Genomic DNA, 14,039 nt, shown 5'->3' with positions numbered 1-14,039 from the left:
TTCTCCGGCTCAGCAGTCGATGACCAGCCGCGAGCACTTGGCACGCGACACACAGGGCATGATTTTCTTGTTGGCGGCCTTGTCCTCGTCGGACAGCCAGTCGTCGGTGTGGAGGATTTCTCCGTCCAGCTCCAGGACGTGGGTCTCGCACATGCCGCAGGCGCCGCCGCGGCACAGGTACGGGATTTCGTGGCCGGCGGCCTCGGCGGCCTCCAGCAGGCTCTGGTCGGGCGACACGTCGATGGTCGCGCCGCTGCGCGCCAGGGTGACCTGGAACGCCTCGCCGACGCTGCCCTGTTCGAGGAAGCGCTCGTAGTGGATGTGGCTGTCGGTCCAGCCGTGGGCATGGGCGGCATCGATGGTTGCCTGGATCATGCCCTCGGGGCCGCAGACATAGACGTCGCTGCCCAGCGGTCGGTCGGCCAGCACTTCGGCAATGTTCAGGCGCTCGCCACGCTCGTCGCGGTACAGGCGCACGGCGTCGCCGTATTCCTGCAGCAGTTCCTCACCCAGGCGCGCATGGGCGTCGCCGCGCACCGCCAGGTGGACTTCGAAGGGCGTGCCGCGCAGGCGCAGTTCGGCCAGCTGCGAGCACACCGGGGTGATGCCCACGCCGCCGGCGATGAGCAGGTGCAGGCGCGCGTGCTTGCTCAGTGGGAACAGGTTCACCGGGCGGAGGATTTCCAGCTCGTCGCCTTCGCGCACCACGTCATGCATGTGCTTCGAGCCGCCACGGCCGTCTTCCACGCGGCGCACGGCGATCTGGTAGGCGCTGGAGTCGTAGGGCGAACTCATCAGCGAGTAGGCGTTGCGGTAGGTGCCGCTGGCGTGGGGCATCAGCACCACGACGTTGCTGCCGCCGGAGAACGGCGTCAGGTGTGCGCCGTCGGTGGAGGCCAGGGTGAAGCGCTTGATCTCCGGGGTCACCTGCTCGATGCGGGTGACGCGAACATTCAGGGTTCCGTTGGACTGGCTCATGTGTCGAGCTCCTCGGCATCGGGCAGTTCGCCGGGGACTTCGGCGTCGGCCTTCACGGCCTGGAAGGCGGCGAGGCGGCGGGAGTAGTGGTCGCGGACCACCAGGGTGCGGGCGCAGTGCGGGCAATCGAAGACGCGCTGGGTGACGTTTTCGGTGTAGCCGTCGCAATGCACGCACCAGACGCGACGGACGAAGGAGCCGGCGTGCTCGCGCAGCACTTCGTCCTTGTTCAGGTTGATCGCGTCGGCGGCCTGCATGGCGGTGCCGATGAAGCTCTCGGAGCCGGCCAGGTACAGGCGGGTCCCCATGCGCGACTGGCCCAGCAGCGCGTGCAGGTCATCGACCAGCGCGCGGTTGCTCGGGTAGATCGAAAGCTCGACGTCGGTGATGTCGCGCAGCGCAGCCAGGTGATCCTGGCCGGAGAAGGATTCGGTGGCGTACAGCACGCGGATGGGCGCAGTACGCGGCATCTCGGCGAGCAGACGGAGCATGGAAGCGCCGCCGCTGCCCTGGCCGGCGATGATGTGGTGGTGACCACCTGCGAGCGGGCGCAACTGGTCGTAGACCGGCCGGCTCTTGATACCTGTGATGAGCATTATTCTTGTGCCTCCAGAACTGCCGGCACTCTGTTGTCAGAAAGCCAGCGCGATTCGAGGACCCGTGCACGGCCACGGGTCGGAGGTACACAGAGCACAGGCTGTGCCAAATAGTTAAGTTGTTGAAATTAAAGGGGAAATAAAAAATATGGAAACGCAGGTGTAAGCAGAAATGACAACGCCTGTAGGCAGGCTTGCAGCGGTGGATTGTCGCAGGGGCGTTTCTGCCGGGCGCGGCAAAGCCGCGTGACAGGGTGGTCCCGTGGATGCGTGTCGCGAGGCTTTTCGTAGGAGCGAGCTTGCTCGCGAACCGCCTCCGCAGTGGGGCTCGTTCGCGAGCAAGCTCGCTCCTACAGATACGGGAAATTCCGGCGTGGACAGGCGGAACGTAGGGCGCATAACCCGGAACGGGTTATCCGCCACCACGGCGGATAACGCCTTGGGGCGTTATCCGCCCTACGTCAGGTGAATCTTGCGGGAGCGCTCAATCGTCCCGCTGCAACTTGCGGATCAGCGTGCCGACATCGATGCCCAGGTGGATCGCCGCCTTGCGCTTGCTGCCGCACAGGCGCACCGCGCGCAGGATCACCTGGCGTTCGTAACGCTGCACCTGGGCCTTGAGCGGCTGGTCGTCGATGGCCGCGGCCGGCTCGGCAACGACGGCGGCGACGGGGCTGCCGGCTGGCGGTGCGCCGAGCAGTTCCGGCGGCAGGTGCAGCTCTTCCGCCACGTCGTCGGCGAGCACCGCGAGGCGCTCGAAGATGTTCACCAGCTCGCGGATGTTGCCGGGGTAGTCGTAGCCCAGCAGGCGTTCGCGGCAACCCGAGGCCAACCGCAGCGGCGGCTGGCGGTCGCGGTTGATGCGTGCCAGGAGGATGTCCATCAGTACCGGCAGGTCGTCGCGGTGGGCGCGCAGCGGCGGGATTTCCACCGGCAGCACGGCCAGCCGGTAGTAGAGGTCGGCGCGGAATTCGCCGGCCGCCACCTGGGCGCGCAAATCCTTGTTGGTGGCGGCGATCACCTGCACCTGGACCTGTTTCGACAACGGCGAACCCACCGGCTGGATGGTGCCGTCTTCGAGGAACTTGAGCAGCTTGGCCTGCACCTGCAGCGGGATCTCGCCGATCTCGTCGAGGAACAGCGTGCCGCCCGAAGCGCTTTCGATGTAGCCGCGCTTGCCTGACTGCAACGCGCCGGTGAAGGCGCCACGCTCGTAGCCGAACATCTCCGACTCGAACAGGGTTTCCGGGATGCTCGCGCAGTTCACGTCGATGAAGGGCCGGTCGCCCCAGCCGGCGGCGCGGTGGATGTGCCGGGCGATGGCGGTCTTGCCCACGCCGGGCTCGCCGAGCAGCAGCAGGCGCGCGCGGCGGCGGAACGCGCGCACGCCCATGTCGGCGATGGAGGAGAGCAGTGGTGACATGTGCAGCGCGTTGTCCTGCGGGTCACCCAGGCCTTGCAGGTCGGTGGTCGAGGCGCGCCCGGAAGGGCTGCGCAGGCTGCCCGCCGTGCCCGGCTCGTACTCGCGCTGGATCAGCAGGCTGTAGGGCTTCTCATAGGCCGTGGTCGGCACCGCCTGGGCGCGGGTGAGGAACACCCGGCCATCACGCGAGCGGGTCAGCGCGCTCTTGCCGCCACGCCGCAGGGCCTGCTGGAAGTCGTCGAACTGCAATGCCGAGCGCTGGAAGAAATCCACGTCGGTCAGGCCCAGCACGTCCACGCGGGTAACGCGGTTGACCCGCTCTGCCGCAAGGTTGATGAAGCGCACCCGCGAGTCGCCATCGCAGACGATCAGCGCCTCGCTGAAGCTGTCGAGCAGGGCGTGCAGCGCCGGCGTCTCCAGCAGCGCGGAGAGCATCTCCGCCGACGCGCTGACCGACGAGCGCATGCCCATGCGCAGCGGCGCGAAGAAGCCTTCTTCGCTCATGGATGCAGCTCCGTGGCTTTGTTCGCCTGGCGCAGCACGAAGACGCGCCAGGCCACCTGCTCACGGATGAGGATGCGCGAGCAGTGGCTGCTGAAGGATTGGTAATTGCCGAACTGGTCCGGCAGATCGAGCACCTGCCAGGTGCGCTCGGGCAGCGGCATGCGGTTCAGCGTCGAGGCCAGGCCAGCGGCGCGGGTGATGCCGAAGGTCTGCTCGAAGGCCGCGTTGCGCCATTGCGGCTGGGCCTGCTCGTCGATCACCAGCACGGCGTCGGGCACCGCGTCGAAGACCCGGCGCAGCGCTTCGATGCGCTGCTCGGCGTCGTGCTGCATGCGCAGCTCCTGGCTGACGTCGCGCAGGCTGCCCCACATGCGCAGCATGCGTCCGTTGTGGATGCTGGCGCGTACGTCGTTCTCCACGTAGGCCGGCGAGCCGTCGTGGCGGCGGTCCACCGACAGCGCGCCGTCGACGTGGAATTCCGCCTCGATCAGGCGCCGCACGAACTCTTCGTTGGCCGGGCTGCGCGGCCAGTACAGGCGCACCGGCTGCTCGCTGAAATCGACGTCGGCGGGCATCTCGTAGATGTTGGCCATGGCGCGGTTGCACATGCGCCAGTAGGAGCGGTTTTCGAACACCTGGCGGACGATCTCGTCGGGCGTCTCGCGCACGTCCACCGACTCGGCGAACTCGATGCACCAGTAGGCCACCCGCGCGCTGAAGAGCATCTGGCTCATCACCTCGTTGGCGCTTTGCAGCTCGCCCAGACGGCGGCTGATCGGCCCCAGCGGCATCTTCACCAGGTGCAGGCGCGCCGGCTCGCCGTCGCGCCATTGCAGTACGCCGCTGGCGAGCACCGGCAGCAGGCCGCCGTTGTGGCGGATCAGGGTCAGCTCCAGATCCTGCACGCGCTCATCCGCCGGCGGGCTGGCGAACAGCTGCATCAGTGCGTTCAGCGAGTCGGCGGTGTAGATCAGCTCGGCGCCCTGGCCATCCAGCGAGCCGGGCGGGTAGCCGAGCTGGTCGGTCTGCTCGGCGGAGACCTCGATGAAGCGTCCCTGGGACGTCAGGCTGTCGGACAGCAGCAGGCCCCTGTCCAGCAGCAGTTTCAGTGGGTCCATTTTTCCCTCCACGGCAGATCTCCAAGGCAGATTCCCAGCACGGCGTTGCGCGCATCTGGCGGCAGGCGGTGGCATTGGCAAAGACCAAGGCATGTTGCATGCCAGCCTGGAACGCCCGTGCGCCGTGGGGTGGCGTAAAGGGGGGGTGTGCAAAAACGCAGCACTGCGGGCAATCGCGCAGCGCAGGATGCAGGGTATCCGCTGCAGGGCTGCAGCAGCGCGCCGGCCGATGGAAGGTGCGGCGGATTTACCGGGAGATACTGGCCCTTTGATAGCTTTTGAGACCGTTTGAGGCGCTGGCGCTGCTAGGATGCGCGCGCGCTTCGCTCCCCGAGGCGCCCGTCCCAGAGCCCGTCCCTACAAGAGGCCGCCATGCGCAAGCACCGTCGATTGACCTTCCGCCACATCGGCCGGATCAACGTCACCAACCGCCTGAGTGGCGATGCCATGGGGGAGGTGCTCGACGTGTCGATGGGCGGCCTGCGCCTGGTGACCGAAGAGCCGCTGGCGCCGGGCAGCTGCTACGACATGCGCCTGGAGATTCCGGTGCGCGAGGACCACACCCGCTCGGTGGACATCACCGCGATCTGCCAGTGGTCGAAGAAGGACACCAAGAACGCCCGCTTCGAGCAGGGCTTCAAGCTGGACCGGCCGAGCGCGGCGTTTACCGAGCTGGTGACGTCGATGTCGGTGAGCTTCAACCGCAGTCTGTTGGGGAGGGCGCGGTTGTCGTGATGGGGTAGTCCAGTGCTCGGGCTGGCCCTCACCCTAACCCTCTCCCAGGGGGAGAGGGGACTGTCCTGAGCGGGCTGACATTCATGCGCTCGCCGGCTGACTCCGAAACAAACGAAGAGCGCCGAACGGCCCCCTCTCCCTCTGGGAGAGGGCTGGGGTGAGGGAAGCCCCCGTGCCGGACTTTCACCTGAAGGACGGCTACCCCAACGTCCCCAATATCTGCACCCCCACCCGCTCCGGAATCTCGTTCTGCGACAGCACGTGCAGCCCCGGGCTGAACACCCGTGCGTAACGCGCCAGCAGCGGCCGCAGTTGCGGCATCACGGTGAGGATCGGCGGGTGGCCTTCCTTGCGCAGCTTCTCCTTCACCACCGGCATGCTGTGCTGCAGCTGGTTGAGCAGGCTGGGTTCCACCGGGATGTTGTCCAGGCTCACCGGGCCGGCCTGCTGGGCGATGCTCAGGGCACCGAGCAGGGTGTTCTCCAGGGCGTTCTCCAGGACGAACACGGTCAGCTCCGGGCGGTCGCCGGCAATCGACGAAACAATGCTGCGGCGCAGCGCGTAGCGCACGTCGGAGGCCAGCAGCACCGGGTCCTTGGTGGTCTCGCTGCCTTCGAGCAGGGCGCTGGCGATGGTGACGATGTCCTTCAGCGCAACTTCCTCCTGCAGCAACTGGCGGAACACCCGGTGCTGCTGCGAGTAGGTCAGCTGCGCCTTCAGTGACTCGGCCAGCTTGGGCGCCTGCAGGGTCAGGCGCTGCATCAGGTGCTCGACGTCGTCGTGCTTGAAGATGTCCGGCAGGTGCTCGCGCACCACCTTGTTCAGATGCGTGGCGACCACGCTGGCGCAGTCGATCACCTGGTAGCCCAGGTTCAGCGCGCGGGACTTGTCCGCCGGCAGGATCCACACCACCTGCATGCGGTACGCCGGGTCGACGCCGAGAATGCCGTCGATCTCGCCGTAGAGTTCCGGCGAGGGAATCGCCATCAGCCGGTCGGCGTGGATTTCCGCGCCGTCGATGCGCTCGCCGTTGATGTGGATGGCGTACTGCGAGGCCTTCAGGCGCAGGCTGTCGCGAATCTGCACTTCCGGCAGGAGGAAGCCCAGGCTCTCCGAGAGCGTTTGGCGCACCCCGCGAATCCGTTGCGGCAGCGGCGCGCCGCTGGCTTCGTTGACCAGGCTGACCAGCTTGTAGCCCAGCGAGATCGACAGGCGCTCCACCAGCGGGATGTCTTCCCAGCCCAGTTGCTGCGCGCGCTCCTGGTCCATCGCCTGGGTCAGCGCCTGGGTCTGCTCCAGCGTCTGCGCCTCGATGGGCGGGCCGGCCAGCGACAGGCGCCAGGCAATGAAAGCCACCAGCGCGGCGAAGGCGAAGAAGGCGATGTGCGGCATGCCCGGCACCAGGCCGAGTACCACGAGGATGCCGGTGACGGTGTAGAGCAGCGACGGCGAGGCCAGCATCTGCTTGCGCACCAGGCTGGTGATCTCCGCCGACTCGTTGACCCGCGTGACGATGATCGCCGCCGCGGTGGACAGCAGCAGCGCCGGAATCTGCGCCACCAGGCCGTCGCCGATGGTCAGCAGGGCGTAGCGCTGGAAGGCCTGGGCCGCCGGCAGGTCGTAGACGAACACGCCGATGGCCAGGCCGCCGAACAGGTTGATCAGCAGGATCAGGATGCCGGCGATGGCGTCGCCACGGACGAACTTCGAGGCACCGTCCATCGCGCCGTAGAAATCGGCTTCCTTGGCCACTTCCGAGCGGCGGCGCTTGGCCTCGTTCTGGTCGATCAGGCCGGCGTTGAGGTCGGCGTCGATGGCCATCTGCTTGCCGGGCAGGGCGTCCAGGGTGAAGCGCGCGGTCACCTCGGAGATGCGCTCGCCACCTTTGGTGATGACCATGAAGTTGATGATCATCAGGATCACGAAGACGATCAGGCCGACGATGAAGTTGCCGCCGATCACCACGTGGCCGAAGGCTTCGATCACCTTGCCCGCCGCGCCCGTGCCGGTATGGCCGTCGAGCAGCACCACGCGGGTGGAAGCGACGTTGAGTGTCAGGCGCAGCAGCGTGGTGACCAGGATCACCGTGGGCAGCAGGGAAAAGTCCAGCGGACTCTTCGACGACACGCTGACCAGCAGCACCAGGATCGCCACCACGATGTTGAAGGTGAACAGGGCGTCCAGCACCAGCGGCGGCAGCGGCAGGATGATCATCGAGAGGATCGACAGGATGATCAGCGGGATGCCGATGCGGCCGCTCTGGAAGGTCGGCAATAGTGACTGCAGTAGGCGCATGGTCAGACTCTGTTCAGCAGTTCTTCGGGAATGGGGACGTTGCGTATCAGCTCCGGCCGTTCACGGCGCCCGGAGCGCCAGGCCTTGAGCTGGAGGATGTAGGTGAGGACGTGGGCCACGGCCTTGTACAGCTGCGCGGGAATCTGCTGGTTCACCTGGGTGGTGGCGTAGATGGCGCGGGCCAGTGGCGGCAGCTCGATCACCTCCAGCTCGTGAGCCCTGGCCAGCTTGCGGATGTACAGCGCGGTCTCGTCCAGGCCCTTGGCGACCACGTAGGGCGCCTGGGCCTTCTTCGGGTCGTAGCGCAGCGCCACGGCAAAATGCACCGGGTTCACTATCACCACGTCGGCGGTCTTGATGCTCTTGCTGATCTGCCGGTGCACCAGCTGGCGCTGCATCTGGCGGATGCGCGCCTTCACTTCCGGGCGGCCTTCCTGATTCTTGTGCTCTTCCTTGCGCTCCTGCTTGGTCATGCGCAGCTTCTTCTTGAAGAAGAAGTACTGGATCGGGATGTCGATGACCGAGAACAGGATGAACACCACCAGCAGCGCCAGGGTGATGTCGTAGAAGGTGCCGAAGGCGGCGGCGATGGCGCTGTGCACGTTGCTGCGCTGCAGTGCCAGCAGGCCGGGCAGGGCGCCGTGCAGTTGGTAGAGGGCGACGAGGATCAGCACGGCGATCTTCAGCAGTGACTTGGCCAGCTCGGTCCAGTTCTGCAGCGAGAAGATGCGTCCGAGCCCGGTGATGGGGTTGAGCTTGGACAGCCTGGGCATGAAGTTCTTGCTGGAGAAGATCCAGCCGCCGGGGATCATCGAGAACAGCACCACCAGCAGCGGCGTGACCAGCAGCGGCAGCAGGGTGGTGATGAACAGCACCAGATGGTGGCCGAGCACCAGCGGCAGGTCGTCCAGGCCGATCTCGCTGTGCCTGAGGTCGATGAAGGACAGCGCGAAGCCCTGGCGGATGCCATCGTAGAAATGCTCCACGCAGAACTTCAGGGCGATGAGCGTGGCCAGCAGCGAGAGGGTGGTGGAGAGGTCCTTGGAGCGGCTGACCTGGCCATCCTCGCGGCTCTTTTTCAGTTTCTGCTGGGAGGCCTCTTCGGTTTTTTCCTGGGCGCTGTGCTGTTCAGCCATGGTGCCCCTCGCGGAAGATCACGCCGATGGCGTCGAGCAGCTGGCGGGTGAGCTTCAGGTAGTTCTCGGGGATGTCCGGCAGGGTCAACCAGATGCACGCAAGACCCGCGATGATCGCCATGGGAAAGCCCAGGGAGAACAGGTTCAGCGCTGGGGAGATGCGGTTGAGCAGGCCGAAGCAGAACTGCACCAGGGTCATGCAGAACACCACCGGCAGGGTGATCAGCACGGCGGCGGAGAGCACCCAGGCGAGGCTGCCGACCACCGATTCCAGCCCCAGGTAATGCAGGCCGCTGCCCACCGGCCAGTAGACGAAGCTCTGGTAGAGGATGCTCACCACCAGCAGGTGGCCGTCGAGGGAGAGGAACAGGAACACCAGCAGGATGAAGTACAGCTGGTAGAAGATCGAGGACGACGACACGCCGTTCATGGGGTCGTTGTACACCGCCATGCTCAGGCCCAGCTGGCTGGAAATCACCTCGCCGACCAGAGTGAACACGGTGAACACCAGCATCAGCGCAAGGCCCAGCATCAGGCCGAAGGCGATCTGCTCCAGCGCCACCAGCAGGCCCTGCGCGGACAGCGGATCGATGGCCGGCGGGCGCGGCAGCGCGGCGCCCAGGGCGACGGTCAGGGCCAGGCCGAGGAGGATGCGCAGGCGCATGGGGATCGCCTTGTGGCTGAAGATCGGCGCCAGAGCGAACACCGCCATGATCCGGCAGAAGGGCCACCACCAGGCCTGCAGCGTTTGCAGGGTGTCGAAGGCCTGCAGGATGGATGCGCCTTGCTGCATGGCATCAGCCGACCAGGCGGCCCGCCTGGTGGAACGATTCGATGAACAGCTCCGAGAGTGTGCGCAGTATCCAGTGGCCGGCGAACACCAGCATGCCGAGGGTGATCAGCAGGCGCGGCAGGAAGCTGAGCATCTGCTCGTTGATCTGCGTGGCCGCCTGGAAAATGCTCACCAGCAGGCCGCCGATCAGGCTCGGCACGATCAGCACGCAGACGATCAGCGCGGTGATGTGCACGGCGTTGGAGACGATGTCGACGGCGCTTTCCGGAGTGAGCATCGCAGGGTTCCTAGAAAGGCTGCACGCTGCTGGTCAGCGTGCCCATCATCAGGGCCCAGCCGTCCACCAGCACGAAGATCATCAGCTTGAACGGCAGCGAGATCATCATCGGCGAGAGCATCATCATGCCCATCGCCATCAGCACGCTGGCCACCACCAGATCGATCACCAGGAACGGGATGAAGATCATGAAGCCCAGCTGGAACGCGGTCTTCAGCTCGCTGAGCACGAACGACGGCAGCAGCAGGGAGAAGTCCAGGTCGTCGAGGTTCTCCGGCACTGTCTCGCCGGCCAGGCTGACCATGGTTTCCAGCGAGGTGCGGTTGGTCTGCGCGAGCATGAAGTGGCTGAGGGTCTGCTTGGCGCGGCCCAGGCCGTCTTCCAGGCTGATCTGGTCGGCCTCGAAGGGCTGGTAGGCGTTGCTGTAGATGTCCTGCCAGACCGGGCGCATGACCAGCAGGGTCATCACCAGGGCGATGCCCACCAGCACGTTGTTCGGCGGGCTCTGCTGCAGGCCGATGGCCTGGCGGAGGATCGCCAGCACGATGATGAAGCGGGTGAAGCAGGTCATCAGCATGAGCATCGCCGGGAGGAAGCCCAGCAGGGTCATGACGATGAGAATCTGCAGCTTGACGCTGAAGGCCTGGCCGTCCGCCGTGTCGTGCAGGTTGAACAGCGTGACCTCGCCGCCGGCCGCCTGCGCGTAGAGCGGACAAAGCGCGGCGATGAGCAGGCCAAGCGTGGCCAGGCAGCGCGGCAGCATCACGCAGTCAAGGCGTCGAGGCTGGCGCCGCACAGTTCGAGCACGCGCAGGCCGTAGTTGCCGTTCATCACGACCACCTCGGCCTTGGCGAACAGCGCACCGTTGACCTTCACGTCGAGCGGCTCGCCGGCGAGCTTGTCGAGGATGATCACGCTGTTGGCGTCGACGTCCATCAGCTCCTTCAGCGAGATTTCCACCGAGGCGACTTCCAGGGTGACGTTCACCGGAATCTTGCCGAAGAAGGCCAGGTCCTGCTGCGGCAGCGGTGCGCGCACGGGTTCGGCGGGGAGGTCGGTGACGTCCTGGGTGAGGCCCAGGTCGCCGTCGTTGATCAGCGACTCGAACTCGGAGTCGGAGAGAGAACCGGTCATGGGTTTTTCACGCTTTCCAGGGAGGAGAGGAAGAGGGTGCCGTCGTCTTCGAAGATGGCGCCGCGGAACAGCTTCTGCTGGTTGACCCGTACGTCGACGCGCTCCAGCGGGCGGATCGTCAGCACGTCGCCCGGCTCCAGGGCCAGCACCTGCGACAGCGGCAGGCGCGCGGCGGCGACCACGCAGTCCAGGCGCAGCGGCAGGTGCTTGATGTGCTCGATCGGGTTGCCGGTCAGGCGCGGCGGTGGCGGGCCGGCGAGGCGGCGGGTCAGCTCGTCCGCCAGCGGGTTGTCCAGGTAGAGGTAGAGCGAGGAGCGCTCGCCGGTCAGGTGGCTGACATAGCTGAATTCGGCAACGTACTCCCACTGCACCTCTTCATAGGTGGGGTCGATCTGCTGCAGACGGCCGACCGATTCGCCCATCAGCAGGGCGCGGCCGAACAGGTCGATCACGTCCAGGCCGAGGCGATCGAGCATGCGCTGCTCGGAGCTGCTGATCGGCGGCGTGTCGCGCTGGGCGACCACGGTACCGCCGTAATAGCACTCGATGACTTCGGTGAGCAGGGCGCGGTCCATGGCGAAACCGAACTTGCCCAGGGGCGAATCGAATAAGCATTCGAGTTCACGGGGAAGTTCCTCGTGAATACTCAGGTTATCCAGTTCGAGATTGATTCGATAATGCCGCAGGAAATAATCGCTGATGATCCGCGGATACTTTCCGGAGATCTCTTTGATGTACTGCGGAATCTTGTGATAATGCCGGCCGAGTTTCTGCGGTTTCAGTCGAATCAGACTGTCGGCGGGCACGCCATGGTGGACTTTTGATTTGCCAGTCATGCTCAGCGTCGTACTTCCAGGTTCGATCTGCCATCTGCCCAAGGACACGGGAAGTGTCGTGACCGCCGGGTTCGGCTGATCCTTGCTCGCGGCATGCTCTGTCTTTCAGGAAGCCTGTGACTGCTGCGTCACAGGCTGCTGACGTGGCGCAATGATAGCGATCTGAGCTCGCCCGATTAAATCAATAGATATCAAATGCTGTTTTTGACGGAACTTTTTGTCTATTGATCTTAATTAATCGGCGGGGAGCTATGGCGTAGTGTTGGCACTTGTTAGTGTGGGCGGGTTAGTTACAAGTTGCAGGGACTTCGAGTGTGGCGAAGTTGCTGTGATGCCACCCGTGAGATAGCCATTTGGTAATTAAGTTCCGCAGTCGCCGAACAGATTTTCGGTCGATGCTGGCGTTGAACGAATACCGCGGCTGCGAACGCACTAGCGAATGGAAAGTTTCGGTGAACAGTTTAAGCCAGTCGATCGATCAATTATGTGAAACGCTGCTCGAAGAGCGGCCGGCGCAGAAAAAAGTTGCGATCATCGGGCCGTCCTCGGACGCCGCTCACGCCGTCCTCTTGCAGACGCTGCTGGCCGAAGGCTGCCGCGTCGAACGCTTCTCCGGCTTCGCCGAACTGGCCCGTGCGCGCAGCGACGCCGGCCTGCTGTTCATCCTCGCCGGCGCCTTCCCCGCCCCTGACCTTTATGCACAGGTCGGCGCGCTGCTCAGCGACGGCCGCGAGCGCGACGTGGTGCCCATCGTCGGTTACGAAGAGCAGGACAAGGCCGCCACCCTGCTCGACCTCGGCTGCGTCGACTACCTGCTGTCGCCCTTCGGCGCCGGTCAGCTGGCCGCGCTGCTGCGCCGCCAGGAAGCCTCCAGCGCCGCCCAGGAGCTGTTCGTCTCGCGTTCCCAGGCCGGCCGGCGCCTGCTGGCCATGGCGCAACGCGTGGCACAGACCCGCGCGCCGATCCTGGTCACCGGCGAGACCGGCACCGGCAAGGAACTGCTGGCCCGCTACATCCACGGCATCGCCAGCCCGGACGCGCCCTTCATTGCGGTGAACTGCGCGGCGATTCCCGAGGCGATGCTCGAATCCATCCTCTTCGGCCACGAACGCGGCGCCTTCACCGGCGCGGTGACCGCCCAGCCGGGCAAGTTCGAACTGGCCAACGGCGGCACCCTGCTGCTGGACGAAATCGGCGAGCTGCCGCTGGCGCTGCAGGCCAAGCTGCTGCGCGTGCTGCAGGAACAGCGCGTGGAGCGCCTGGGCGGCCGCCGCGAAATTGAACTGGACGTGCGCATCATCGCCGCCACCAACCGCGACCTGCAGGCCGAAGTCAGCGCCGGGCGCTTCCGCGCCGACCTGATGTTCCGCCTCGACGTGCTGCCGCTGCACATCTCGCCGCTGCGCGAGCGCAAGGAAGACGTGTTGCCGCTGGCGCGCCGCTTCATCCGCCAGTACGCCCCGCAGGACGCCGAGCACGACCTGCTCACCGAAGCCGCCAGCCGCGCGCTGCTGCAGCACGACTGGCCGGGCAACGTGCGCGAACTGGAGAACACCCTGCAACGCGCCCTGGTGCTGCGCAACGGCTTGTTCATCCAGCCCCGCGACCTCGGCCTGGCTACCCCGGCTGCACCTGCCGGTACCGTTGCCGCGGTGATCCCGCTGGCGGCCGAAGGCGGCCGCGCCGCCCTGCGCGCCAGCGGCAAACTCGCCGAGTACCAGCACGTCATCGACACCATCCGCCGTTTCGGCGGGCACAAGACCAAGGCCGCCGAAAGCCTGGGCATGACTACCCGCGCGCTGCGCTACCGGCTCAACGCGATGCGTGAGCAGGGCGTGCAGGTGCAGTTCTGATTCGTTTCCCCAGGAGACTTCCATGAGTTCGATCATGCAGGTGCAGCAGGACATGCTGGACCGGATGAACCGTTACGCCGACCTCGCCAGCGGCCCGGCCGTGCGGCCCGCCGCGCAGCTTGCCGATCAGGCGCCAGCGCAGGGCATCGGCGCCAGCTTCGAGCAGACGCTGCGCTCGGTGGACGCCGAACAGCACAAGTCCAGCGCCGCCATGGCCGCGGTGGACAGCGGCCAGAGCGAAGACTTGGTCGGTGCCATGCTCCAGAGCCAGAAGGCCAGCGTGTCGTTCTCCGCGCTGCTGCAGGTGCGCAACAAGCTCACCGGCGCCTTCGACGAAATCATCCGCATGCCGCTGTAAGGA

General features: G+C 65.8%; 14 protein-coding genes. 3 read left to right on the top strand and 11 right to left on the bottom strand.

Translation table 11 applies throughout. From position 1 onward, the window contains the following. Positions 1-9 precede the first annotated feature (9 nt). The 4 genes from QO207_RS00785 to QO207_RS00770 all read right to left on the bottom strand — a co-directional run bounded on the left by QO207_RS00785 (position 10) and on the right by QO207_RS00770 (position 4,619). On the bottom strand, positions 10-978 hold the full coding sequence (locus tag QO207_RS00785; RefSeq protein WP_301478866.1) for a PDR/VanB family oxidoreductase: 969 nt from the start codon (positions 976-978) through the stop codon (positions 10-12). Continuing rightward, positions 975-1,574, bottom strand: a complete 600-nt coding sequence (locus tag QO207_RS00780) for a dimethylamine monooxygenase subunit DmmA family protein (RefSeq protein ID WP_301478865.1) — start codon at positions 1,572-1,574, stop codon at positions 975-977. Before QO207_RS00780 ends, QO207_RS00785 begins: the two co-directional genes overlap by 4 nt. Before the next feature lie 484 nt (positions 1,575-2,058). Continuing rightward, a complete protein-coding gene (locus QO207_RS00775; protein ID WP_301478864.1) occupies positions 2,059-3,501 on the bottom strand; it encodes a sigma-54-dependent Fis family transcriptional regulator in 1,443 nt (480 codons plus the stop codon). Next, a complete protein-coding gene (locus QO207_RS00770; RefSeq protein ID WP_301478863.1) occupies positions 3,498-4,619 on the bottom strand; it encodes a PAS domain-containing protein in 1,122 nt (373 codons plus the stop codon). Before QO207_RS00770 ends, QO207_RS00775 begins: the two co-directional genes overlap by 4 nt. A 372-nt stretch (positions 4,620-4,991) precedes the next feature. On the opposite strand from QO207_RS00770, the gene QO207_RS00765 reads away from it, so the two are divergent. Then, complete coding sequence (locus QO207_RS00765; protein ID WP_301478862.1) at positions 4,992-5,354, top strand: PilZ domain-containing protein; 363 nt, start codon at positions 4,992-4,994, stop codon at positions 5,352-5,354. A gap of 198 nt (positions 5,355-5,552) precedes the next feature. Here the strand turns inward: QO207_RS00765 and QO207_RS00760 are convergent, their stop codons facing one another. From QO207_RS00760 to QO207_RS00730, 7 genes are read right to left on the bottom strand one after another with little or no spacing between them, the layout of a single operon-like run. Then, positions 5,553-7,649, bottom strand: a complete 2,097-nt coding sequence (locus tag QO207_RS00760) for a flagellar biosynthesis protein FlhA (protein WP_301478861.1) — start codon at positions 7,647-7,649, stop codon at positions 5,553-5,555. 2 nt (positions 7,650-7,651) lie between these two features. Next, positions 7,652-8,785: a flagellar biosynthesis protein FlhB gene (gene flhB / locus QO207_RS00755; RefSeq protein WP_301478860.1), complete on the bottom strand. Its 1,134-nt coding sequence runs from the start codon at positions 8,783-8,785 to the stop codon at positions 7,652-7,654. Next, a complete protein-coding gene (gene fliR, locus QO207_RS00750) occupies positions 8,778-9,578 on the bottom strand; it encodes a flagellar biosynthetic protein FliR (protein WP_301478859.1) in 801 nt (266 codons plus the stop codon). The genes flhB and fliR overlap by 8 nt, the downstream gene beginning before the upstream one ends. A gap of 4 nt (positions 9,579-9,582) precedes the next feature. Next, positions 9,583-9,855, bottom strand: a complete 273-nt coding sequence (locus QO207_RS00745; RefSeq protein ID WP_045213351.1) for a flagellar biosynthetic protein FliQ — start codon at positions 9,853-9,855, stop codon at positions 9,583-9,585. A 10-nt stretch (positions 9,856-9,865) separates the two neighbouring features. Then, complete coding sequence (fliP, locus tag QO207_RS00740) at positions 9,866-10,618, bottom strand: flagellar type III secretion system pore protein FliP (RefSeq protein WP_301478858.1); 753 nt, start codon at positions 10,616-10,618, stop codon at positions 9,866-9,868. Beyond that, the gene (locus QO207_RS00735; RefSeq protein ID WP_301478857.1) at positions 10,618-10,989 is read right to left on the bottom strand and encodes a FliM/FliN family flagellar motor switch protein; all 372 of its coding nucleotides are present in this window, start codon (positions 10,987-10,989) and stop codon (positions 10,618-10,620) included. The genes fliP and QO207_RS00735 overlap by 1 nt, the downstream gene beginning before the upstream one ends. Beyond that, positions 10,986-11,825, bottom strand: coding sequence for a flagellar motor switch protein FliM (locus tag QO207_RS00730; RefSeq protein ID WP_301478856.1), 840 nt, complete (start codon positions 11,823-11,825; stop codon positions 10,986-10,988). Before QO207_RS00730 ends, QO207_RS00735 begins: the two co-directional genes overlap by 4 nt. A 452-nt stretch (positions 11,826-12,277) precedes the next feature. Here QO207_RS00730 and QO207_RS00725 point away from each other — a divergent pair, with 452 nt between their 5' ends. Then, the gene (locus QO207_RS00725) at positions 12,278-13,678 is read left to right on the top strand and encodes a sigma-54 dependent transcriptional regulator (protein ID WP_301478855.1); all 1,401 of its coding nucleotides are present in this window, start codon (positions 12,278-12,280) and stop codon (positions 13,676-13,678) included. Between the two features lie 22 nt (positions 13,679-13,700). Continuing rightward, positions 13,701-14,036: a flagellar hook-basal body complex protein FliE gene (locus tag QO207_RS00720; protein WP_301478854.1), complete on the top strand. Its 336-nt coding sequence runs from the start codon at positions 13,701-13,703 to the stop codon at positions 14,034-14,036. The last annotated feature ends 3 nt before the right edge of the window (positions 14,037-14,039 follow it).

This window comes from Pseudomonas sp. CAN1 (assembly GCF_030462585.1).
GTDB lineage: Bacteria > Pseudomonadota > Gammaproteobacteria > Pseudomonadales > Pseudomonadaceae > Pseudomonas.
Note: the sequence above shows the minus strand (reverse complement) of the source record. Positions and strands in the feature narration are given on the sequence as shown.